The sequence below is a fragment of the Pseudomonas caspiana genome, assembly GCF_002158995.1.
Classification (GTDB): Bacteria; Pseudomonadota; Gammaproteobacteria; order Pseudomonadales; family Pseudomonadaceae; genus Aquipseudomonas; species Aquipseudomonas caspiana.
In genome coordinates this window covers 169,310-192,065 of the sequence record NZ_LOHF01000006.1, presented here as the reverse complement: position 1 = coordinate 192,065, position 22,756 = coordinate 169,310, and the positions used below count along the sequence as shown (strand labels likewise).

Annotated in this window: 16 protein-coding genes; 10 read left to right on the top strand and 6 right to left on the bottom strand. The window is 57.5% G+C overall.

What is annotated here, in order from left to right; genetic code table 11:
* Positions 1-125: 125 nt before the first annotated feature.
* Positions 126-1,463 carry an MFS transporter gene (locus AUC60_RS10150; protein ID WP_087266334.1) on the bottom strand — a complete coding sequence of 446 codons (1,338 nt, stop codon included), beginning with the start codon at positions 1,461-1,463 and terminating at the stop codon, positions 126-128.
* A gap of 592 nt (positions 1,464-2,055) precedes the next feature.
* On the opposite strand from AUC60_RS10150, the gene quiC reads away from it, so the two are divergent.
* A complete protein-coding gene (gene quiC / locus AUC60_RS10145) occupies positions 2,056-3,963 on the top strand; it encodes a 3-dehydroshikimate dehydratase QuiC (protein WP_087266332.1) in 1,908 nt (635 codons plus the stop codon).
* A 92-nt stretch (positions 3,964-4,055) separates the two neighbouring features.
* Positions 4,056-4,727, top strand: coding sequence for a TetR/AcrR family transcriptional regulator (locus AUC60_RS10140; RefSeq protein ID WP_087266330.1), 672 nt, complete (start codon positions 4,056-4,058; stop codon positions 4,725-4,727).
* A 135-nt stretch (positions 4,728-4,862) separates the two neighbouring features.
* Here AUC60_RS10140 and AUC60_RS10135 read toward each other — a convergent pair whose 3' ends face one another.
* Together AUC60_RS10135 and acnA are read right to left on the bottom strand one after the other, a co-directional pair.
* Positions 4,863-5,723 (bottom strand): shikimate dehydrogenase, encoded by an 861-nt coding sequence (locus AUC60_RS10135; RefSeq protein WP_087266328.1) that lies wholly within the window; start codon positions 5,721-5,723, stop codon positions 4,863-4,865.
* 277 nt (positions 5,724-6,000) lie between these two features.
* Positions 6,001-8,745, bottom strand: coding sequence for an aconitate hydratase AcnA (gene acnA, locus AUC60_RS10130; protein WP_087266326.1), 2,745 nt, complete (start codon positions 8,743-8,745; stop codon positions 6,001-6,003).
* A 209-nt stretch (positions 8,746-8,954) separates the two neighbouring features.
* Here acnA and rlmM point away from each other — a divergent pair, with 209 nt between their 5' ends.
* The 6 genes from rlmM to AUC60_RS10100 all read left to right on the top strand — a co-directional run bounded on the left by rlmM (position 8,955) and on the right by AUC60_RS10100 (position 15,951).
* Complete coding sequence (gene rlmM / locus AUC60_RS10125; RefSeq protein WP_087266324.1) at positions 8,955-10,022, top strand: 23S rRNA (cytidine(2498)-2'-O)-methyltransferase RlmM; 1,068 nt, start codon at positions 8,955-8,957, stop codon at positions 10,020-10,022.
* Positions 10,023-10,308: 286 nt separating this feature from the next.
* Positions 10,309-10,920, top strand: coding sequence for a MiaE family protein (locus tag AUC60_RS10120; RefSeq protein ID WP_087266322.1), 612 nt, complete (start codon positions 10,309-10,311; stop codon positions 10,918-10,920).
* Between the two features lie 246 nt (positions 10,921-11,166).
* On the top strand, positions 11,167-11,655 hold the full coding sequence (locus tag AUC60_RS10115; protein ID WP_087266320.1) for a MarR family winged helix-turn-helix transcriptional regulator: 489 nt from the start codon (positions 11,167-11,169) through the stop codon (positions 11,653-11,655).
* Positions 11,652-13,127: an efflux transporter outer membrane subunit gene (locus AUC60_RS10110; RefSeq protein WP_087266318.1), complete on the top strand. Its 1,476-nt coding sequence runs from the start codon at positions 11,652-11,654 to the stop codon at positions 13,125-13,127. Before AUC60_RS10115 ends, AUC60_RS10110 begins: the two co-directional genes overlap by 4 nt.
* A gap of 5 nt (positions 13,128-13,132) precedes the next feature.
* Positions 13,133-14,347, top strand: a complete 1,215-nt coding sequence (locus tag AUC60_RS10105) for an HlyD/EmrA/EmrK family protein (RefSeq protein WP_087266316.1) — start codon at positions 13,133-13,135, stop codon at positions 14,345-14,347.
* 65 nt (positions 14,348-14,412) lie between these two features.
* Positions 14,413-15,951 (top strand): DHA2 family efflux MFS transporter permease subunit, encoded by a 1,539-nt coding sequence (locus tag AUC60_RS10100; RefSeq protein ID WP_087266314.1) that lies wholly within the window; start codon positions 14,413-14,415, stop codon positions 15,949-15,951.
* A gap of 119 nt (positions 15,952-16,070) precedes the next feature.
* Here AUC60_RS10100 and lpxH read toward each other — a convergent pair whose 3' ends face one another.
* Positions 16,071-16,832 (bottom strand): UDP-2,3-diacylglucosamine diphosphatase, encoded by a 762-nt coding sequence (lpxH, locus tag AUC60_RS10095; protein WP_087266312.1) that lies wholly within the window; start codon positions 16,830-16,832, stop codon positions 16,071-16,073.
* Positions 16,829-17,332 (bottom strand): peptidylprolyl isomerase, encoded by a 504-nt coding sequence (locus AUC60_RS10090; RefSeq protein WP_087266310.1) that lies wholly within the window; start codon positions 17,330-17,332, stop codon positions 16,829-16,831. The genes lpxH and AUC60_RS10090 overlap by 4 nt, the downstream gene beginning before the upstream one ends.
* A gap of 207 nt (positions 17,333-17,539) precedes the next feature.
* On the opposite strand from AUC60_RS10090, the gene AUC60_RS10085 reads away from it, so the two are divergent.
* Positions 17,540-19,234, top strand: coding sequence for a glutamine--tRNA ligase/YqeY domain fusion protein (locus AUC60_RS10085; protein WP_087266308.1), 1,695 nt, complete (start codon positions 17,540-17,542; stop codon positions 19,232-19,234).
* A 9-nt stretch (positions 19,235-19,243) separates the two neighbouring features.
* Complete coding sequence (gene cysS / locus AUC60_RS10080; protein ID WP_087266306.1) at positions 19,244-20,626, top strand: cysteine--tRNA ligase; 1,383 nt, start codon at positions 19,244-19,246, stop codon at positions 20,624-20,626.
* Positions 20,627-20,814: 188 nt separating this feature from the next.
* Here the strand turns inward: cysS and AUC60_RS10075 are convergent, their stop codons facing one another.
* The gene (locus AUC60_RS10075) at positions 20,815-22,659 is read right to left on the bottom strand and encodes a sigma-54-dependent Fis family transcriptional regulator (RefSeq protein WP_087266304.1); all 1,845 of its coding nucleotides are present in this window, start codon (positions 22,657-22,659) and stop codon (positions 20,815-20,817) included.
* Between the last annotated feature and the right edge of the window lie 97 nt (positions 22,660-22,756).

The window sequence follows — 22,756 nt, the reverse complement described above, 5'->3', positions numbered from 1 at the left end:
TGATCAGGCAGGTGTATATCCAGCTCTTTTGTAAGTTTTGTCTGAGGGAAAGTTTTGTCGGATGTTTCCACAAGGCAAAAAAAGGCCGCTTGTGAGCAAGCGGCCTGATTTTTATTGCGCGGGGTTTAGTCCTTGATTGATTCGACCTTGCGCGGGGCCATGAAGTACATCCAGGTCAGCGCAATGAAGTACATCGCCGGGATCATGGTGAACAACACGCTGTAGTTGTTGTTGGTCGCGGTCAGTACGGCACCGACGATCTGGGTCATGAACATCCCGCCAATCGCCGCGCACATGCCGCCGAAGCCGAACACAGTACTCATCAGGTGTTTGGGCGTGTAGTCCATGACCAGACTCCAGATATTGGCAGTCCAGGCCTGATGCGCACCCACCGCGAGGGAGATCGCCAGTACCGCGATCCAGAGCCCGCTGGCATTGGCGGCAAATATCACGCTGCAGATGGTGATCGCAAATATCAGCATCGACAGCAAGCGGGCCGTGGTGGCGCGCATGCCTCGGCCAATCAGCCAGGACGAGAGAATGCCGCCGCCGATGCTGCCGAAGTCAGCAGTCAGCCAGATCAGAATCAACGGGATGCCCATCTGGGTGACGCTGATACCGAGGTTGTATTGCTGATTGAGAAACGGTGGCAACCAGTACAGATAGAACCAGAACACTGGAGCCGTCAGCGAGTAAGCAATGGCGAACGCCCATGTGCCGCGCATCTTGAGGATGTGCGAGAAAGGTACTTTGACCGGCTCAGGCTCAGGGTTCTGGTTGATGTAATCCAGTTCGGTCTGGCTGACGCTTGGGTGATCTTCCGGGTTGTAGTACTTCAGACGCCAGGTCCCGACCCAGAACAGACCGAGCAGGCCCATGCTGACGAACGCGGCTTGCCAGCCCCAGATGGTCAGGATGAATGGCAGCAGCGCAGGGGTGAGCATCGCGCCGACGTTGGTCCCGGCGTTGAATATGCCGGTGGCAATGGCTCGCTCACCTGCGGGGAACCACAAGCGGGTGGTCTTGACGCATGCCGGATAGTTGGCCGCTTCGGTCAGGCCAAGAATGAATCGGCAGATCATGAAGCCTGTGGCTGAAGTCGCCAGACCATGGGCGCCCGTGGCGACGCTCCACAGCAGCACGGCGAGGAAGAACGCACGTTTCACACCGACTCGGTCAATGAAGCGGCCCTGCAAAAGGAAACCTGCGGCGTAACCGACCTGAAACCAGAAGTTGATATTGGCGTAATCCATCGCCGTCCAGCCCATTTCCTTGGCCAGAATGGGTTGCATCACGCCAAGGGCAGCGCGGTCGATGTAGTTAAGCGTGGTCGCAAAAAATACCAGCGCGAGCATGCCCCAGCGAACCTTGCCGACGGCCATGGCGCCGCGGATTTTCTCGCCCATGCTGGCATGCGGATGAGCGACGTTAGCCGTCTTGGCAGCAGAGTGTGTGTGAATCATGGTTAAGCCGTCCGTTCCAGGATTCAGGCAAGTGGCCCTGAATCAGGCTATAAAAGCCAACTGTGAAAGCGTCTCGAATCGTGGCCGGCAAAAGGCCGCAGTGCTCTACAACGGCGGTTACGCCGCAGGAGCCGATTACGTGGGCGCTGGATTTTAATCAGGCTGAAGCCGATCCGATACGCGTTTCTACCAATACGGCTGATAGAGGAGCATTGATCGGTGCTCGACCCAAGGCTGAGTAGCCAACAGGGCGGCGACGGAGGCGGGGAGAAACAGTATATGAAGGCATGTGCATGACCCTGTTTTTGAAATTGTTATGGTGTGCTTGCAAGAGCGTTATCAACTTGGAGCGATTGGCCTTGTTCGACAATGTGCTGCTGATGTTGAGCACGCCCGACAAAAGCGTCAATCAGACAAATCTGCTTTGGGGCGATTATCGAACATTAAACTAACTGTCTGGTACATTATGAATTGCGATGGCCGTTGGCCGGGAGAATAATTCAATCACCCCCAATCCTTGCGCTGCCGTGCGGTCTATTGGGTGGCACCAGACATGCGATTCGCAGAAGTCGCGATCTCACAGGAGTCAAACATGCAACGTTCGATTGCCACCGTTTCCTTGAGCGGAACCCTGCCGGAAAAACTCGAAGCCATCGCCGCTGCCGGCTTTGACGGTGTCGAGATTTTCGAAAATGACCTCCTTTACTACGATGGCAGCCCACGCCATGTACGGCAGATCTGCGCCGATTTGGGCATTGCGATTACTCTGTTCCAGCCCTTCCGGGACTTCGAAGGCTGCCGCCGTGACCGCTTGCCACGCAACCTTGACCGCGCCGAGCGTAAGTTTGATTTGATGCAGGAACTGGGTACCGACCTGGTACTGGTCTGCAGCAACAGCGCCGCCGACTCGCTAGGTGACGAAAACATTCTGCGCGATGACCTGGCGATGCTGGCCGAGCGCGCCGGTGCCCGTCAGTTACGAGTGGGCTACGAAGCGCTCGCCTGGGGCCGTCATGTGAATACCTGGCAACAGGTCTGGAATCTGGTCAAACAGGTCGATCATCCCGCCTTGGGCGTGTTGCTCGACAGCTTTCACACTTTGTCCCTCAAGGGCGATCCGAGCGCAATTGCGCAGATCCCCGGCGACAAGATCTTCTTCGTGCAGATGGCCGATGCGCCGATTCTGGCCATGGACGTCATGGAGTGGAGCCGCCACTTCCGTTGCTTCCCCGGCCAGGGTGAATTCGATCTGCCGGGCTTCCTCGCGCCGATTCTGAAAACGGGCTATACCGGGCCGTTGTCGCTGGAAATCTTCAATGATGGTTTCCGCGCCGCGCCACCTCGGGCCAATGCTGCTGATGGCTTGCGTTCGCTGTTGTACCTGGAAGAGAAAACCCGGCTGTTGCTGGAGTCACAGAATGAACCTGTGGCCAAAGATCTGTTGTTCAGTCCGCCGCCCGCCAGCACTTACAACGGCGTCGAGTTTCTAGAGTTTGCAGTGGACGACGCTCAGGGCGCGCGCCTTGCTGGCTGGTTGGGTAATCTCGGTTTCGCCAAGCTCGGCCAGCACCGCTCCAAGGCCGTCAGCCTGATGGGGCAGGGCGATATCAAGATCGTGCTCAATGCCGAACCTTATTCGTTCGCTCACAGTTTTTTTGAGGCACACGGTCCATCACTCTGTGCCACAGCGTTACGAGTCGAGAGCGGCTCGGCAGCGCTGGAACGTGCCCAGGCCTTTAAAGGCCAGCCGTACCGTGGATTGGTTGGGCCTAACGAACGGGAAGTCCCGTCGGTACGTGCACCGGATGGCAGCCTGATCTATCTGGTCGAACCTGCCGTGCCGGGTGAGTCGATCTACGACATCGACTTCGTCGTTAACCCGAACGCCCAAGCGGGTGGCGGGCTGCAGCGTATCGACCACATGGCCATGGCGCTGCCTGCGGACAGTCTGGACAGCTGGGTACTGTTCTACAAAAGCCTGCTGGATTTCGAAGCCGACGACGAAGTGGTGCTGCCCGACCCTTACGGTCTGGTCAAAAGCCGGGCGTTGCGCAGCCGTTGCAGCACTGTACGTTTGCCGCTGAATATCTCGGAAAATCGCAACACGGCAATTTCTCACGCGCTGTCCAGTTATCGAGGCTCCGGCGTCCACCACATCGCTTTTGCCTGCGAAGATATCTTCGCTGAAGTCAGCCGCGCCAAAGAGGCTGGCTTGAAGCTGCTGGACATCCCGCTCAATTACTACGACGATCTGGCCGCGCGCTTCGATTTCGATGACGAATTCCTCAGCGAACTGGCTTATTACAACGTGCTTTACGACCGCGATGCCCAAGGTGGCGAGCTGTTTCACGTGTACACCGAGCCGTTCGATGATCGTTTCTTCTTCGAGATCCTGCAGCGCAAGAATGGCTATGTGGGTTACGGCGCCGCCAACGTCGCAGTACGGCTGGCAGCCATGGCCAAGACACGCAGCGGTGCCGCTCGTCAGGCCCGGCTCTGATCCATGTAGCGCAGTCATTTTGAGCCTCGAGGGCGGCCCCGGACTATGAGAAACATAGCACCGCCCCGATCTGACCGTGGTATGCCGCTGAAATGACAACTATTGACGAAGGTGCTGTGATCGCCCCGGTTCGAACATCGGCGACAGGGCGCAAGAACAATCCAGAGAAAACCCGGGATGACATCCTCCAGGCAGCCATTGCCGAGTTCGTCGCCCAGGGATTGTCCGGCGCGCGGGTGGATGCCATCGCCGAGCGCACAAAAACCTCCAAACGGATGATCTATTACTACTTCAACAGCAAGGAGCAGTTGTACGCCGAGGTGCTGGAAAAGCTTTATGGCGACATTCGCCGCACTGAAAGCGGGCTCAATCTGGACGCGCTGGAACCCATGCAGGCCATCGAGCGGCTGGTGGAGTTCACCTTCGACCACCACGACCGCAACGTCGACTTTGTGCGGATCGTCTGTATCGAGAACATCCACAACGGCGAGAACGTCAAACAGTCACCGACCATTCGCCAGTTGAGCCAGAACATTGTCAGTATTCTCGACAAGATTTTGCGCCGGGGTGAGGCTCAAGGCGTTTTTCGCCAAGGCGTGAACGCCATCGACCTGCATTTGATGATCAGTTCGTTCTGTTTCTACCGGATCTCGAACCGCCACACCTTTTCCGAGATCTTCCAGATTGAATTGGTCAACGACGAGATCAAACAGCGGCACAAGGCGATGCTGTGTGATTCAGTGAGCCGTTACCTGCGGCCGTAATTTTAATGTCCACTGACCCCTCTACTGTAGGAGCTCACGAGCACCGCGAGGCAGCGATTGCGGTTTGCCTGACACTCCGCCATCGCTGCCTCGCAGTGCTCGTGAGCTCCTACAGGTAATTATTGATCTGCGTCCTCAATCACCCATTCTCGCAAAATGATCCTGCATGCGCCCGGCGTCCGCAGTCTGGCCGCTGAACAGTTCAAAGGCCTTCACCGCCTGAAACACCGCCATCGTGCCGCCGTCCAGCGTGCGGCAACCCAGGGCGCGGGCGTGTTTGAGCAATTCGGTTTCCAGCGGGAAATAGATGATTTCCGCGACCCATAAGCCTTCGTGCAAGAGCTCCGGTGGCAGTGGTGTACCAGGCAGTTTGGTCATGCCGACCGGAGTGGTATTGACCAGGCCATCGGCAGCGGCCATTGCAGCGGGTAAATCACGACCCACCACCGCCCGATTCGCGCCAAAGTGGCTATTGAGGTTATCTACCAGGCCCTGAGCTCTTGCCGGCTCGACTTCGAAGATACTCAATTGCTCGACGCCTTCGGCCAGCAACGCATGCGCCACCGCAGCGCCCGCGCCGCCAGCCCCCATCTGCACCACGCGCTTGCGCGCTACGTCATCAAGGCCGCGACGGAAACCCTCGGCGAAACCCAGGCAGTCGGTGTTGTGGCCGATCCGCTGACCATCCTTGAACAGCACCGTGTTCACCGCGCCTATGCCTCGGGCTTCGGACGACAGCTGATCCAGTAGCGGGATAACCGCCTGTTTGCAGGGAAAGGTGATGTTCAGCCCGGTATAGCCCATGTGCTGGGCGCTGTTGAGCAGGTCTGGCAGGGCGGTGATGTCGAGTTTGAGCGCGTCGAGATCGAGCAGTCGGTACAAATAGCGCATGCCTTGGGCATCGCCTTCGTGCTCATGCAGCGCCGGGGTACGCGAAGCTTGAATGCCCGAACCAATGAGGCCGGCAAGAATGGACGGTTTACGAATGACAGTCATGGCGATCGGCTCTTATTAGATGCCGCATTCTGGGATCGAAGGATGCGGTTTCAGCAAAATGTACCAGATGGTTAATTTTGCGGAAGAGCCAAACTTAAGGCAAGGCGATAAATCTGTTCGGTTATCGCCCTTATTACTGAACATGAGTTGGAATGAGCTCCTGTGGGAGCTGAGCTTGCTCGCGATAAGGCCACCCGCGTTCTTAAGTGGATCTAGTTAAGCCTTATCGCTAGCAAGGTGGGGCGCCACCCTGTCGCACCCACAGGTTTACGTCAATTCAAGATGCAATCAATTGTCGCAACACATAGTGCAGAATCCCGCCCGCCTTGAAGTACTCGACCTCATTCAGCGTATCGATGCGGCACAGCACATCAACGTTTTCCCGAGTGCCGTCTTCGCGGGTGATCGTCAGCGTGAGGCTCATGCCCGGCTGCAGGTCAGCATGAGTCAGACCGCTGATGTCCAGCGTCTCTTTGCCTGTGAGGTTGAGCGTCTTGCGACTTTGGCCATTCTTGAACTGCAGCGGCAATACGCCCATGCCCACCAGGTTGGAGCGGTGAATACGTTCAAAACTCTCCGCAATCACTGCTTTGACGCCCAGCAGGTTAGTCCCTTTTGCAGCCCAGTCACGGCTTGAACCGGTGCCGTATTCCTGCCCGGCGATGATCACCAATGGCGTGTTTTCAGCCTGATAACGCATGGCCGCATCGTAGATCGGCATCTTCTCGTCAGTGGGGGCGTGCAGGGTAAAACCACCTTCTTCGCCGCCGAGCATCTCGTTGCGAATACGGATGTTGGCAAAGGTGCCGCGCATCATCACTTCATGGTTACCACGGCGAGAACCATAAGAGTTGAAGTCTCGCGGCTCAACGCCTTGTTGGCGCAGATACCGGCCTGCGGGGCTGTCTGTTTTGATATTACCGGCTGGAGAAATGTGGTCAGTGGTCACAGAGTCACCCAGCATTGCCAGCACGCGAGCGCTGTGGATGTCTTCGATCACCGGTAGCGGACCTGCGATGTTCTCGAAGAACGGCGGGTGCTGGATATACGTCGAATCGTCCTGCCACACGTAAGTTGCAGCTTGCGGTACTTCAATGGCTTGCCACTGTTCGTCACCGGCAAACACCTCGGCGTACTCCTTGTGGAACATGCCGGTATTGACCTGCTCAACCGCATCGGCGATTTCTTTCTGGGTCGGCCAGATATCGCGCAGATATACCGGCTGACCGTCTTTGCCTTCGCCCAACGATTCGCTGCTGATGTCGACCCGCACGCTGCCTGCCAATGCATAGGCCACAACCAGCGGCGGCGAAGCCAGCCAGTTGGTTTTGACCAACGGATGCACGCGACCTTCGAAGTTGCGGTTGCCGGACAGCACTGAAGCCACGGTCAGATCCGACTGTTGAATCGCTTTCTCGATAGGTTCAGGTAGCGGCCCCGAGTTGCCGATACACGTGGTGCAACCGTAGCCCACCAGATCAAAACCCAGTGCGTCGAGGTACTGGGTAAGCCCGGCGGCTTTGTAGTAATCAGTCACCACCTTGGAACCCGGAGCCAGAGAGGTTTTTACCCAGGGCTTGGTTGTCAGGCCTTTTTCTACAGCTTTCTTTGCGACCAGTCCGGCAGCCATCATCACGCTGGGATTAGAGGTATTGGTGCAGGAGGTAATGGCAGCGATGACCACTGCGCCGTTTTTCAGGCGATAGGTGCGGCCTTCATATTCATAGTCTGCCTCGCCGGTCACCTGATCGGCATTGCCGACCGCGACACCGCCACCACCTTCGCTTTCCAGACGGCCTTCGTCTTTCTGAGCGGGTTTGAATTGCAGGCCAAGGAAATCAGAAAAGGCTTGGGAAACATCAGGCAGCGCGACACGATCCTGAGGACGTTTAGGGCCGGCCAGACTGGCTACGACCGTGTTCATGTCCAGTTCAAGGCTGTCGGTAAACACCGGATCCTGGCCGGGCAGGCGCCATAGGCCTTGCGCCTTGCAATAGGCCTCGACCAGTTTCACGGTTTCATCAGGACGACCGGACAGGCGTAGATACTCCAGCGTCACATCGTCGACCGGGAAGAAACCGCACGTCGCGCCGTATTCCGGCGCCATGTTGGCGATCGTGGCGCGGTCGGCAAGCGGCAGTTCAGCCAGACCGTCGCCGTAAAACTCGACGAACTTGCCGACCACGCCTTTCTTGCGCAGCATTTGCGTGACGGTCAGCACCAGATCGGTCGCAGTAATGCCCTCCCTGAGCTTGCCGTTGAGCTTGAAGCCAATCACTTCCGGAATCAGCATCGACACCGGTTGGCCAAGCATTGCCGCTTCCGCTTCGATACCGCCTACGCCCCAGCCGAGCACGCCGAGGCCGTTGATCATGGTGGTGTGCGAATCGGTGCCCACTAATGTGTCGGGGAAGGCATAGGTGCGGCCATCCTCGTCTTTGGTCCAGACCGTGCGGCCCAGGTATTCCAGATTGACCTGGTGACAGATCCCGGTGCCCGGCGGCACCACGCTGAAGTTATCGAACGCGCTCTGGCCCCAGCGCAGGAAGGCGTAACGCTCGCCATTGCGCTCCATCTCAATGTCGACGTTCTGGGCGAATGAGTCGGCAGCGCCGAATTTGTCGACCATCACGGAGTGGTCGATGACCAGATCCACCGGAGACAACGGATTGATCCGCTGCGGATCGCCGCCAGCCTTGGCAACGGCGGCGCGCATGGCAGCCAGATCGACCACGGCAGGTACGCCGGTGAAGTCTTGCATCAGTACGCGAGCAGGGCGGTATTGGATTTCCCGGTCCGAGCGCCGCTCGCTCAGCCAAGCGGCCAGCGATTTGAGGTCGGTGCCGGTGACCGTTTTGTTGTCTTCCCAGCGCAGCAGGTTTTCCAGCAAAACCTTGAGGGACATTGGCAGCTTGCTTAAGTCGCCCAAGGTCTTGGCGGCTTCCGGAAGGCTGAAATAGTGGTAGGTCTTGTTATCGATTTCTAGGGTTTTAAGGCTGTTCAGGCTATCGAGGGAGGGCATGAAATAACTCCTTTGACGCGTCCGCACGGTACGGACTGGACGATTGAAATCCTTGGCAGGCTGACGTCATAGCGCCGCTTGTGGTTTATGGCTATGCAGTACTTGACCAGTTGGTCGCTCCAGTGGTTCCTGATTCAGCTATCATGCTCGCCTTTTGCGTCGCTGAGATTAATCTTCTCGTATAGGTCGACGTGTTCAGGAGCACCCCCATGAACACCCTGTTTATGCACTGTCGTCCGGGCTTTGAAGGCGAAGTGTGTTCTGAAATCGCCGAACACGCGGCGCGCCTCAATGTGTCTGGCTACGCCAAAGCCAAGCCGAATACAGCCTTCGCCGAATTTGTCTGCACCGAGGACGATGGTGCCGAGCGCCTGATGAATGGCCAGCGCTTCTCGAAGCTGATCTTCCCCCGGCAATGGGCGCGAGGTGTGTTCCTGGAACTGCCGGAAACCGACCGCATCAGCGTGATCCTCGCGCACATGGCGACCTTCGTCACCTGCGGCAGCCTGTGGCTTGAAGTGGTGGACACCAACGACGGCAAGGAGCTGTCGACGTTCTGCCGCAAGTTCGAGGCCCCGCTGCGCAAGGCCCTGATTCAGGCTGGCAAACTGGTAGACGACCCGCGAAAACCTCGCCTGTTGCTGACGTTCAAGAGCGGTCGTGAAGTGTTTCTCGGTCTGGCGGATGCCGACAATTCGGCCATGTGGCCCATGGGTATTCCACGTTTGAAGTTTCCCCGTGAAGCGCCGAGCCGTTCAACGCTGAAGCTTGAAGAAGCGTGGCACCACTTCATTCCCCGCGATCAGTGGGATGAGCGTCTTTCAGGCGACATGACCGGTGTCGATCTCGGCGCTGCTCCGGGTGGCTGGACTTATCAACTGGTACGTCGCGGCATGCTGGTGACGGCTATCGACAACGGCCCGATGGCCGAAAGCCTGATGGACACCGGGCTGGTTCAACATTTGATGGCGGACGGTTTTACTTACAAGCCGCGTCAGCCGGTGGACTGGATGGTCTGTGACATCGTGGAAAAGCCTGCGCGTAACGCTGCTTTGCTGGAAACCTGGTTGGGCGAAGGCTTGTGTCGCGAAGCCGTGGTCAACCTCAAACTGCCGATGAAGCAGCGCTACGCCGAAGTCAGTCGCCTGTTGCAGCGCATTGAGGAGGGCTTCGAAGTGCGAGGTATTAGGGTCGAGATCGGCTGCAAGCAGCTGTACCACGACCGCGAAGAAGTGACCTGCCATTTGCGTCGGCTGGATGGGAAGCGCAAGGGCTGAGAGTCGTTTGACTACTCTTACCTGAGCATGAATTGAAATGTGATCCTGCGGGAGATTTTATATTTACCCACAAACTGAAGTGGGACCGGCTTTAGCCGGGAAGGCGGCATTTCCGACGAAGAAAATGTGTGAATGTACCGGCCTCTTCCCGGCTAAAGCCGGTCCCACGTCGTCACATCAGCTTGCGCACACACATTGAGTCTCCCCGGAAAATCGCATTTCTATCGCCGAACACCCATCCCACTCGTATAATGCCCGGCCTTGTCGTCCGGCCTTTTGTGAGCCTATGTACCCGATTCCTGAAATTGAAGCCTTCCTGCTTTGCCGCACCCCCGACAGTTGGGTTCAGGCTGCATTACGCAACCTGGACATTCTGCTGATCGACCACGCGAACAACGAAAAGAAGGCGGCTGGAGCGGCGTTTCAGTTCATGTTCCAGTACAACGACAAGTTCGACCTGTTGAGCAAGATGTCGCGCCTGGCCCGGGAAGAACTGCGCCACTTCGAGCAGGTGCTGAGCATTATCCGCAAGCGCGAAATTCCCATGGCCAACGTCAGCTCTGCGCGATACGCCGGGGCCCTGCGCAAGCTGGTGCGCAATCACAACCCGTATCGCCTGACGGATGCGTTGATTGTGGGCGCCATTGTCGAGGCCCGATCCTGCGAGCGTTTCGCCTGTCTGGTGCCACATCTGGATGAAGAGCTGGGCAAGTTCTACGCTGGACTGTTGAAGTCCGAAGCGCGGCATTTTCAGGATTACCTGAAGCTGGCTTACACCTACGGTGACAAGGCTGATGTTGACGCCAAGATCGAAGAGATCCGCCTGGCCGAGCGCGACCTGATCGAAAGTCCGGATGAAGAGTTTAGGTTTCATAGCGGTGTGCCCGCGTTCGGTTGAGTCTGTATCAACGACTCAATATTTCCTGAATTAAAAAGTTATTCCTTGTAGGAGCTCACGAGCACCGCGAGGCAGCGATAGCGGTGTATCAGATAAGCCGCTATCGCCTCGCGGTGCTCGTGAGCTCCTACAGGTATCGCCGCCATCTCGTCTAAATAGTAAGCAAGCTAATAAAAGCTTTGCCATTTGCTGCCTAAGCAGTAATATCGCCATATTCTCTGCCTAGGCAGCTAATTTGGTGGATTCATGAAACATTTCAGTCCTGACAATCAGCAGTCGACGATCATGGGCATGCTGATCGGCCGTACCAATTCGCTGAAGGATCGCATCCTCGACAAGCAATTGGTGCCCTATGGCATCACGTTCTCGCAGTTCAAGGTCCTGATCATCGTGGCCCAGTTCCGCGCGGACACTCCCGCTGAATTGTGTCGGCACCTGTCCCTGGACAGCGGTTCGATGACCCGCATGCTGGATCGTCTAGAGCAAAAGCAGCTGATTGAGCGCGCTCGCTCGGCCACGGATCGGCGTCAGGTTCAGCTCGTTCTGACGGAGCAGGGGCGAATCATCACCGACCAATTGCCGCAAATTGGCGCTGAAGCCATGAATGAATTGCTCGGCGTGCTGGATGCGGAGGAGGTGGCAAGTCTGGAGCGAATCCTCAGCAAAGTACTGATTGACGCTAACGATCACATCGCCATCACCCGTCTGAGTTTCAAAGACCGAGGTGCAGAATGAGCCTTTCTTTGTCGCGGGCGCGTTATAGCCTGTTGCTGGTCGCCCTGAGTGTTGCCGGTTGTGCCAACTACAGCGGCCTGACCACCCAAGGCAAAAGCCTTGACGCAAACAAGCTTCAAGCTGAGAGCAGCCTGCAAGGCATCAACCTTTCACCTGCAGCCTGGCCGAAACGTGACTGGTGGAAAAATCTCGGCGATCCGCAGCTCGATGCTCTGATCAACGAAGCCCTGCGTGATAGCCCGGACATGCAAGTCGCCAATGCGCGCACTCATCAAGCCATGGCGTCGGCCTACGCTGCCGATGCGGCCCGCATGCCGACGGTTGATGCCGATGCCAGTGTCAGCCGCTCGCGTTTGGCGCGCGATCAAGACCCAAGCGGCATGGGCGGGCGCTACAGCACGTTGCGTAGCCTGGCGGTGAACTTCAATTACAACTTCGATTTATGGGGCGGCCAACGTGCTGCCTGGGAGGCTGCTTTAGGGCAGGCTCGCGCTGCTGAGGTTGATGAGCAAGCCGCACGCCTGACGCTGGCCGCCGATGTGGCACGGGCCTACAGCGATGTAGGTCAGGCTTACATTGTTCATGATCTGGCGACCGAGGATCTCAAGCGCACGCAGCAGTTGCTCAATCTGGGCAACCAGCGCCTGCAATCGGGGATCGACAGCCAGTATCAATATCAGCAGACCGAAAGCCTGGAGGCCAACTCACAAGAGGCGCTTATCGCTGCCGAGAAAAACCTGCGCAGCGCGAAAATCGCCTTGGCGGTGTTGCTCGGTAAAGGCCCGGATCGCGGTCAGGAAATCGCCAGACCCAACGTGCTCAAGCCTGCGGTCGTCGCGCTGCCATCTTCGTTGCCTGCCGAACTGCTGGGACGTCGGCCGGACATCGTCGCGGCTCGCTGGCGTGTAGAGGCTGCGAGCAAGAACATCGTCGCGGGCAAGACCAATTTCTATCCGAACCTGAACCTCAGCGCCGCTGCCGGGGCCGAGTCGTTGCTGGGCGATGCGATGTTTGGCTCGGCCAGTCGCTTCTTCAATGTCGCGCCGACCATTTCCCTTCCTCTGTTCGATGGCGGCCGCTTGCGCGCAGATCTGGACGCTCGGGATGCCGATTATGACCTTGCCGTGGCGCAATACAACAAGAGCCTGGTGCGGGCCTTGGGCGACGTCAGCGACAACATCGGTCAACTGCGTGCCATTGATGGCCAGATTCAGGCCCGTCAGCACGCCACGGATGTGGTCCAGCAATCATTCAATACCGTGACCCAGCGTTATGGCTCGGGGATCGGCAACTACCTGGACGTGCTGACCACCGAGCAGCAATTGCTCCAGTCACAACGCCAACTGGCTGATCTCAACGCCGAACGAATCGATTTATCGATCCAGTTGATGCAAGCCCTGGGCGGTGGTTTCGAGGGCGAAAGTCCCTCCGACGCCACTTCATCAACTGCTTCGCTGACTAACTCAAGGTAATCGTCATGGCCACTGCCGCTAGCGAAAACACTTCTGGCAACGCTCCGGAAAACAGTAAAAAAGACAGTAACCCACGCAAGCGCAAACTGCTCCTGTTCGGGCTGGCATTGATCGTCATTCTCGGAGGGCTGGGCGTCTGGGCCTGGCATGAGCTGTATGGTCGCTGGAATGAAAACACTGACGACGCTTATGTGAACGGCAACGTGGTGGAAATCACGCCGTTGGTCACCGGCACCGTGACCAGCATTGGCGCGGATGATGGTGATTTGGTGCGCGCCGGTCAGGTGTTGCTGCAATTCGACCCTGCGGATGCCGAAGTCGGTCTGCAAAGTGCCGAAGCCAGTCTGGCCAAGACTGTGCGACAGGTTCGCGGTCTGTACAGCAATGTCGACGGCATGAAAGCTCAATTGGCAGCCCAGCGCGCTGAAGTGAAGAAGGCCCAGGACAACTACACCCGACGCAAGAGTCTGGCCGCTGGCGGGGCGATTTCTCAGGAAGAACTTTCCCACGCCCATGATGATTTGATCAGTGCGCAGAGCGCCTTGAGCAATGTTCAGCAGCAACTGGCCAGCAGCGTCGCGTTGGTGGACGACACCGAAGTGTCGTCGCACCCGGACGTGAAAGCCGCAGCGGCCCAGTTGCGTCAGGCTTACCTGGCCAACGCTCGCAGCACGCTGATCGCACCCGTCACCGGTTACGTCGCCAAGCGCACCGTGCAACTGGGCCAGCGCGTTCAGCCGGGCACCGCGTTGATGGCGGTGATCCCGTTGGATCAGTTGTGGATTGATGCCAACTTCAAGGAAACCCAACTGGGCAACATGCGCATTGGTCAGCCGGTGGAAATCGAGTCCGACCTTTATGGCAGCGATGTGAAGTACAGCGGCACCATCGACAGCCTGGGCGCCGGTACTGGCAGCGCATTCGCTTTGCTGCCAGCGCAGAACGCCACCGGTAACTGGATCAAGATCGTTCAGCGCGTTCCTGTCCGTATCCACATCAATGCCGAAGAACTGGCGAAGCATCCATTGCGCATCGGCCTGTCCACGACAGTAAACGTTGATCTGCACGATCAGAGCGGGCCGGTGTTGGCGCAGCAGCCGCCGAAGCAGGCCTCATTCAGCACCAATGTCTATGAGCAGCAACTGGCCGAGGCTGACGCCTTGATCAATCGCCTGATTCATGAAAACAGCGCACTGACCGGCAAGACTGCTCAGCGCTGATCCGCCAATCCGCATGCCCTGACCTGTGAAAGGTCAGGGCAGCATCAAGTTTTCAGGGATTCGCGATGAGCGCCAACGCCCCCGCATCATTTACGCCACCGAGCCTGCTGCTGTGTACCATCGGCCTGTCCCTGGCGACCTTCATGCAGGTCCTCGACACGACGATTGCCAACGTTGCCTTGCCGACCATTTCCGGCAATCTGGGCGTCAGCTCGGAGCAGGGCACTTGGGTTATTACTTCATTCGCCGTAAGTAATGCCATTGCCTTGCCGCTGACCGGCTGGCTGAGCCGCCGCTTTGGCGAGGTGAAGCTGTTCCTGTGGGCGACGATTCTGTTTGTTCTGGCTTCGTTCCTGTGCGGGATTTCCCAGTCGATGCCGGAGCTCGTGGGCTTTCGCGTGCTGCAAGGCGTAGTAGCGGGGCCGTTGTACCCGATGACGCAGACCTTGCTGATTGCGGTCTATCCTCCGGCGAAAAGGGGGATGGCACTGGCACTGCTGGCGATGGTCACGGTGGTCGCACCGATTGCCGGGCCGATTCTCGGCGGTTGGATCACCGACAGTTATAGCTGGCCGTGGATCTTCTTCATCAACATTCCGATCGGTCTGTTCGCGGTGCTCGTTGTGCGCATGCAAATGGCCAAACGGCCGGTGGTGACCAGTTACCAGCCCATGGATTATGTCGGGCTGATTACCCTGATTATCGGTGTCGGTGCCTTGCAGATCGTGCTCGACAAGGGCAATGACCTGGATTGGTTCGAGTCGAACTTCATCGTTATCGGCGCCTTGATCTCAGCTGTAGCGTTGTCGGTCTTCGTGATCTGGGAAATGACCGACAAGCACCCCATCGTCAATCTGCGGCTGTTTGCATTCCGTAACTTTCGCATCGGCACCATGGTGCTGGTCGGTGGCTATGCCGGCTTCTTCGGTATCAATCTGCTGCTGCCTCAGTGGCTGCAAACCCAGATGGGCTACACCGCCACTTGGGCAGGGCTGGCCGTGGCACCCATCGGCATCTTGCCGGTATTGATGTCGCCTTTTGTCGGCAAGTACGCACACAAGTTCGACCTGCGCTTGTTGGCCGGGTTGGCGTTCCTGGCGATTGGTACCAGTTGCTTTATGCGGTCGGGGTTCACCAATGAGGTGGACTTTGAACACATCGCGTTGGTGCAGTTGTTCATGGGGGCGGGCGTTGCGTTGTTCTTCATGCCGACCCTGAGCATCCTGCTGTCGGACTTGCCGCCCAATCAGATTGCTGACGGTTCTGGTTTGGCGACGTTCCTGCGCACGCTGGGCGGTAGCTTCGCTGCATCGCTGACCACCTGGATCTGGATCCGCCGCGCCGATCAGCATCATGCTTACTTGAGTGAAAACATCAGCACTTACGACCCTGCTACCCGGGATGCGCTGAATGCACTGGGTGGTGCGAGTCCTTCGGCTTATGCGCAACTGGAGCAGACCCTCAGCAGTCAGGCGTACATGATGTCCACGGTGGATTACTTTTATCTGCTGGGCTGGGTGTTCATGGGCTTGATTCTGCTGGTCTGGCTGGCCAAACCGCCATTCACCGCCAAGGCCGGGCCTGCGGCTGGGGGCGGGCATTGATGCGGTTTTGAGGCTTCACACATGACTTGTGGGAGCGAGGCTTGCCCGCGATAAGGCTGGATTCGATGGCCCTGATATCTGCGGCGCTCTTATCGCGGGCAAGCCTCGCTCCCACAGGGTCAGTGTGTCTCGGGGGAAGGAAGGGCAGGTTGCTGCTCCGGCACAAAATCAAACGCCCCCAGCTGAAACCCTTGTTCATCCACCTGCACGGCCCAGCCTTGCTTGTCCCAGTCACCCAGCACAATGCGCCGCGCTGCCTGATCGCCGATCTGTAGCTTATGGATGGCGGGGCGGTGGGTATGGCCGTGGATCAGGGTGCGTACGCCGAATTGCTGCATCACTTCGGGCACTTCTTCGGGGGTTACGTCGACAATGTCATTGGCTTTCATGCGGGTTTGCGAACGGCTTTCATTGCGCAGTTTGCGCGCCAGTTTGTGCCGGGTGCTTTTAGGCAGGTTGCGCAGCACGAACAACGTCAGCGGGTTACGCAGGTAACGGCGCATGCGTATGTAGCCTTCGTCCCGGGTGCACAGGCTGTCGCCATGCATCAGCAGCACCGGCTCGCCGTTCAACTGAACAACGCTCGGGTCCGGCAGCAAGGTGCAGCCGGCCGCCTTACAGAACGCACGGCCAATCATGAAGTCGCGATTGCCGTGCATCAGAAATATTTGGGTGCCGCTATCGCTCAGCGCTCGCAACGCCTGGCAAATCGAACGCTGGAAGGGTGACATTGCATCATCGCCAATCCAGACCTCGAAAAAATCACCGAGGATATACAGGGCCTGAGCATCGCGGGCACGGCCCGCGATCAGATCCAGAAACGCCCGGGTAATGTCCGGGCGTTCTTCCTGCAAATGCAGATCGGAGATCAGCAATATCACTCAACGATCTCGGCTTTCTCGATGATCACGTCTTCAGTCGGTACGTCCTGGTGGCCGGATTTGCTGCCGGTGGCCACGCCTTTGATCTTGTCGACAACGTCAGTGCCTTCGATCACTTCACCGAATACAGCGTAACCCCAGCCTTGAGTGGTCTTGGCGCTGTGGTTGAGGAAGCTGTTGTCAGCCACGTTGATGAAGAACTGTGCGGAGGCAGAATGCGGCTCCATGGTACGGGCCATTGCAACGCTGTACTTCTTGTTCGGCAGGCCGTTGTCAGCTTCGTTCTGGATGCTTGGGCGCTTGTCTTTCTTTTCTTTCATGCCTGGCTCGAAACCGCCGCCCTGGATCATGAAGTTGCCGATGACGCGGTGGAATACGGTGTTTTCGTAGTGACCGGCCTTGACGTATTCGATGAAGTTGGCAACGGTCAACGGCGCTTTTTCAGCGTTCAGTTCCAGGACGATGTCGCCGTGGTTGGTGGTCAATTTTACTTTGGACATATCAAAAGTCGCTCTTTTGGCATTCGTGAATGGACGCGTTATAACCCAGACGCGCAGTTTACAGAGGTCGTTACATAATTCTTTCGAGTTTTTAACTCGACGGTTTTCTTACAGGGCGCTGTTAGCCTATTGACAGCTTCGGCTATCATAAGCGCTTTGATTTAGTCGGCCTACCCTGGCCGCGCACTTGTATTGTCCAAGGATCCTATGAGCAAGCCCACTCAAGACCCCGCTGCGAATTCAAAGGCAGGCCCTGCAATTCCTACCAATTTCCTGCGCCCGATTGTCCAGGCTGACCTCGATTCGGGTAAGCACACAAAGATCGTGACCCGTTTTCCGCCGGAGCCTAACGGCTATCTGCACATCGGTCACGCCAAGTCGATCTGCGTGAATTTCGGTCTGGCTCAGGAATTCGGTGGCGTCACGCACCTGCGTTTCGATGACACCAACCCGGCCAAGGAAGACCAGGAATACATCGACGCCATCGAAAGCGACGTGAAGTGGCTGGGCTTCGAATGGGATGGCGAAGTGCGCTACGCCTCGCAGTATTTCGATCAATTGCACGACTGGGCTGTCGAGCTGATCAAGGCTGGCAAGGCTTATGTGGACGATCTGACCCCGGAACAGGCGCGTGAATACCGCGGGACCCTGACCGAACCGGGCAAGAACAGCCCGTTCCGTGAGCGCAGCGTCGAGGAAAACCTGGATCTGTTCGCTCGCATGAAAGCCGGTGAATTCGAAGACGGTGCCCGTGTTCTGCGCGCCAAAATCGACATGGCTTCGCCGAACATGAACCTGCGCGACCCGATCCTGTATCGCATTCGCCATGCTCATCACCACCAGACTGGCGACAAGTGGTGCATCTACCCGATCTACGACTTTACCCACGGCCAATCGGACGCTATCGAAGGTATTACCCATTCGATCTGCACCCTGGAATTCGAAAGCCATCGTCCGCTGTATGACTGGTTCCTCGACAACCTGTCGGTGCCAAGCAAACCGCGTCAGTACGAGTTTTCGCGCCTGAACCTGAACTACACCATCACCAGCAAGCGCAAGCTGAAGCAACTGGTCGATGAAAAGCACGTTCACGGTTGGGATGACCCGCGCATGTCGACGTTGTCGGGCTTCCGTCGTCGAGGATACACGCCGAAGTCGATCCGTAACTTCTGCGAAATGATCGGCACCAACCGTTCCGACGGCGTAGTGGATTTCGGCATGCTGGAATTCAGCATCCGTGACGACCTGGACCACAGCGCGCCGCGTGCCATGTGCGTGCTGCGTCCGCTGAAAGTAGTGATCACTAATTATCCGGAAGGCCAGGTCGAGAAGCTTGAGCTGCCGCGTCACCCGAAAGAAGACCTCGGCGTACGCGAGCTGCCGTTCTCCCGCGAGATTTACATTGACCGCGACGACTACATGGAAGAGCCGCCAAAAGGCTACAAGCGTCTTGAACCGAATGGCGAAGTGCGTCTGCGCGGCAGCTATGTGATCCGTGCCGACGAAGCCATCAAGGATGCCGACGGCAACATCGTCGAGTTGCGTTGCTCCTACGACCCGGACACCCTGGGCAAGAACCCTGAAGGCCGCAAGGTCAAAGGCGTCGTGCATTGGGTCCCGGCGGCTGAAAGCGTTGAATGCGAAGTGCGTCTGTACGATCGTCTGTTCCGTTCGCCAAATCCTGAAAAGGCTGAAGACGGTGCGACCTTCCTGGACAACATCAATCCGGATTCCCTGCAAGTGCTGACCGGTTGTCGTGCTGAACCTTCATTGGGACAAGCGCAACCGGAAGACCGTTTCCAGTTCGAACGCGAAGGCTATTTCTGCGCGGACATCAAGGACTCGAAACCAGGTCAGCCGGTATTCAACCGGACTGTAACGCTACGAGATTCGTGGTCTTAAGGAGCCTCAGTGCTTTCTATCTACAACACGCTCACCAAGAGCAAAGAAGTCTTCAAGCCGCTGGATGGCAACAAGGTGCGCATGTACGTCTGCGGGATGACCGTATACGACTACTGCCACCTTGGCCACGGCCGCAGTATGGTGGCGTTCGACCTCGTTACCCGCTGGCTGCGGTTCAGCGGTTACGACCTGACGTATGTGCGCAACATCACCGACATTGACGACAAGATCATCAATCGTGCCCGTGAAAACGGTGAGTCGTTTGATGCGCTGACGGCGCGCATGATCGACGCGATGCATGAGGACGAAGCACGGCTGAATATCCTCAAACCGGATATGGAGCCGCGTGCGACCGACTACATCGACGGCATGCACGCCATGATTCAGACCCTGATCGACAAGGGCTATGCCTACGCGCCAGGTAATGGCGACGTGTATTACCGCGTCGGCAAGTTCCTCGGTTATGGCAAGCTGTCGCGCAAGAAGATCGAAGACCTGCGTATTGGCGCACGTATCGAAGTAGACGAGTCCAAGGATGATCCGTTGGACTTCGTGCTCTGGAAAGGCGTCAAGCCGGGCGAGCCGAGCTGGGATTCGCCATGGGGCGCCGGGCGTCCGGGCTGGCACATCGAGTGCTCGGTGATGTCCACCTGCTGCCTGGGTGAAACGTTCGATATTCATGGTGGCGGCAGCGACCTTGAGTTCCCACACCACGAGAACGAAATCGCCCAGAGCGAAGCGGCTACTGGTAAAACCTACGCCAACGCCTGGTTGCACTGCGGCATGATTCGCATCAATGGCGAGAAGATGTCCAAGTCCTTGAACAACTTCTTCACCATTCGCGACGTGCTGGAAAAGTACTCGCCGGAAGTGGTGCGGTATCTGCTGGTTTCCAGCCATTACCGCAGCGCGATTAACTATTCCGAAGACAGTCTCAGGGAATCCAAGAGCGCGCTTGAGCGTTTCTATCACGCCCTGCGTGGCTTGCCGGTTTCCGAGCCAGTGGGTGGCGAGGCGTTCGTGGAGCGCTTCTCTGCGGCCATGAACGACGACTTCGGTACACCGGAAGCCTGCGCGGTGCTGTTCGAGATGGTTCGTGAGATCAACCGTTTGCGCGAAACCGATCTGTTGGCGGCAGCCGGCCTGGCTGCCCGCTTGAAGCAACTGGCCAGTGTGTTGGGCGTCTTGCAGCTTGAAGCCGATGACTTCTTGCGCGCTGGCGCTGAAGGTCGGGTTGATGCGGCAGAAGTCGAAGCGCTGATTGAAGCTCGTCTGGCTGCCCGTGCAGCCAAGGACTGGGCAGAATCCGACCGCATCCGCGACCAGATCACCGCCATGGGCGTGGTGTTGGAAGACGGCAAAGGCGGGACGACCTGGCGGTTGGCGGATTGATTAGCTGACTTTGATCTGCGCTGTGTTGCTGATACAGCGCGGTCTCGCAGAAGATGCAAAACTTTGTGGGAGCTGAGCTTGCTCGCGATACAGGCACCTCGGTGTTTGATCTGAAACCGAGGTGTCGGTATCGCGAGCAAGCTCAGCTCCCACAGGGATTGCATTCCAGTTCAACTGTTGGTCGTGACTCAACCCTGTCTTTCCCGCAACCGCTTGTAAAGCGTATTGCGGCTCACCCCCAGGCGCTTGGCCAGCTGGGAAATATTCCCGCCAGCAGCCCGCAATAGCTCATCCAGATCTTCCGTCTCATGCAACTGTGCTTTGTCACTGAATACTGACGGCACATCCTGCAAACTCATCTCCAGATCCGCAAAAAAATCATCCGGAAGATGCTCGGTGCCGATGACCTCCTCATCCGCCAAGGCCAACGCCACCTGAATCACATTGCTGAGTTGACGCAAGTTACCCGGCCACGGGTGACGATCAAACAACGCCAGCACTTTTGGCTCGAAGCCTCGAGTCTGCTTCGCTTCGCGATGCTGCTCCCAGATTTGCTGAACCAGTGCAGCCTTGTCGGTGCGTTCACGCAGGGGAGGAAGTTCGAGATTCAGCCCGCTGATCCGGTAATACAAATCCTGACGGAAGCGCCCGGCCAATACCTCATCGCGCAGATTACGGTTGGTCGCGGATATCAGCCGCACGTCAACCGGGTGCAACTCGCTGCTGCCCAGTGGCTGTACACAGCGTTCCTGCAGCACCCGTAACAGACGCGCCTGAACCGGCAGTGGCATGTCGCCAATTTCGTCGAGGAACAGCGTCCCCTTGTCGGCCTTGCGGATCAGGCCAATGCTGCCTTTATAGTGCGCGCCGGTGAACGCGCCTTTTTCATAGCCAAATAACTCCGACTCCACCAGCTCTGCCGGAATCGCTGCGCAGTTGACTGCTATGAGTGGCCTGGCGGATCGGGAGCTGGCGTTGTGCAAGGCTTTGACGAACACCTCTTTACCCACACCGGTTTCGCCATGGATCAGCAGGGCGATGTTCTTTTCAAGCAGCCGCTCAGCCTGACGCACAGCTTTATCTACTTTGGCGTCCCCTAGACTGACGGCTGACAGGGGGACGCCATCCTGCACGGCTGGTTTAAGCGCGGGCTGGAAAACATGCAGGCTCAGCGGATTACGTTTAGGCCGTCTCAATACGCCATGAAAGCGGTTGTTCCCTGAGGCCAGAAGGGAGAACGGCAAGCCTTCAGGCTGGTTGAGCAAAAATGCCGTCGGGTTATTGAACAGCGCTTCGATGCTCGTCCGCATCGGGCTGCCCCCCAACAGATTATCGGCGCGACGGTTGGCGCTGATGATCCGCCCGTTTTCATCAAATATCAGCAAGCCGGCCCACTGACTGTCGAGGTTGTTCAGCCCGGTGTTGAAGGTCAGCTGGAAGTGGCTGTCCTGAAACTGATCGAGGATCAGTCGGTTTTCTACCGACTGGCTCATCATTTTCACCATGCCCAGCGTGTGGGAGGGCGGCAGGAAGCTGTCGCTGGAGACATCCAGTACCGCAATCATCCGCCGCGCAGCATCATAAATGGGGGCTGCCGAACCGGTCATGAAACGGTTGGCTTTGAGAAAGTGTTCGTTGTGCTCGATGTGTACCGCCTGTTCGCAGACCAGTGCGGTGCCAATGGCATTGGTGCCCGTAGCGCTTTCAATCCAGCTGGCCCCGGCCATGAAGCCATGGGCATGAGACGGCTCGATAAAACGCTGCGTGCCCCATGACTTGAGCAACTGACCGCGATCATCGGCCAGCATGATCAGGCAGTTGGAGTTACTGAGGATGTTTTCGTAAAAGGGCAGGACTTCCTGGTGGGTGGTGTGCACCAGTGCCTGATGGCGCTCCAGTAACTGCGATACCTGATCTTTCGGTAATTGGCCGAAAGAGGGGGTGGACTGATGACTCAGACCAAAGTCCCGACAGCGGGACCATGAGTCTCGGATGATGGCGTCATGAGCAACGGATGCACGGTGTATGGCCATGGTGGATCCTGCATGTATTTTTATTTTTCTTATTGATCTGGCACGGGCGTCCAATCCCGTGCGTGCATCCAGTGTCGCTCAGGATTGTTCAAAGTCA

Coding starts and splice junctions, on each gene's coding strand:
- AUC60_RS10135 (WP_087266328.1), bottom strand. CDS start 5,723: ATGACTGTCATTCGTAAACCGTCCATTCTTGCCGGCCTCATTGGTTCG.
- AUC60_RS10120 (WP_087266322.1), top strand. CDS start 10,309: ATGTACCCGATTCCTGAAATTGAAGCCTTCCTGCTTTGCCGCACCCCC.
- acnA (WP_087266326.1), bottom strand. CDS start 8,745: ATGCCCTCCCTCGATAGCCTGAACAGCCTTAAAACCCTAGAAATCGAT.
- AUC60_RS10110 (WP_087266318.1), top strand. CDS start 11,652: ATGAGCCTTTCTTTGTCGCGGGCGCGTTATAGCCTGTTGCTGGTCGCC.
- quiC (WP_087266332.1), top strand. CDS start 2,056: ATGCAACGTTCGATTGCCACCGTTTCCTTGAGCGGAACCCTGCCGGAA.
- AUC60_RS10150 (WP_087266334.1), bottom strand. CDS start 1,463: ATGATTCACACACACTCTGCTGCCAAGACGGCTAACGTCGCTCATCCG.
- AUC60_RS10105 (WP_087266316.1), top strand. CDS start 13,133: ATGGCCACTGCCGCTAGCGAAAACACTTCTGGCAACGCTCCGGAAAAC.
- AUC60_RS10090 (WP_087266310.1), bottom strand. CDS start 17,332: ATGTCCAAAGTAAAATTGACCACCAACCACGGCGACATCGTCCTGGAA.
- AUC60_RS10085 (WP_087266308.1), top strand. CDS start 17,540: ATGAGCAAGCCCACTCAAGACCCCGCTGCGAATTCAAAGGCAGGCCCT.
- AUC60_RS10100 (WP_087266314.1), top strand. CDS start 14,413: ATGAGCGCCAACGCCCCCGCATCATTTACGCCACCGAGCCTGCTGCTG.
- rlmM (WP_087266324.1), top strand. CDS start 8,955: ATGAACACCCTGTTTATGCACTGTCGTCCGGGCTTTGAAGGCGAAGTG.
- AUC60_RS10140 (WP_087266330.1), top strand. CDS start 4,056: ATGACAACTATTGACGAAGGTGCTGTGATCGCCCCGGTTCGAACATCG.
- AUC60_RS10075 (WP_087266304.1), bottom strand. CDS start 22,659: ATGGCCATACACCGTGCATCCGTTGCTCATGACGCCATCATCCGAGAC.
- AUC60_RS10115 (WP_087266320.1), top strand. CDS start 11,167: ATGAAACATTTCAGTCCTGACAATCAGCAGTCGACGATCATGGGCATG.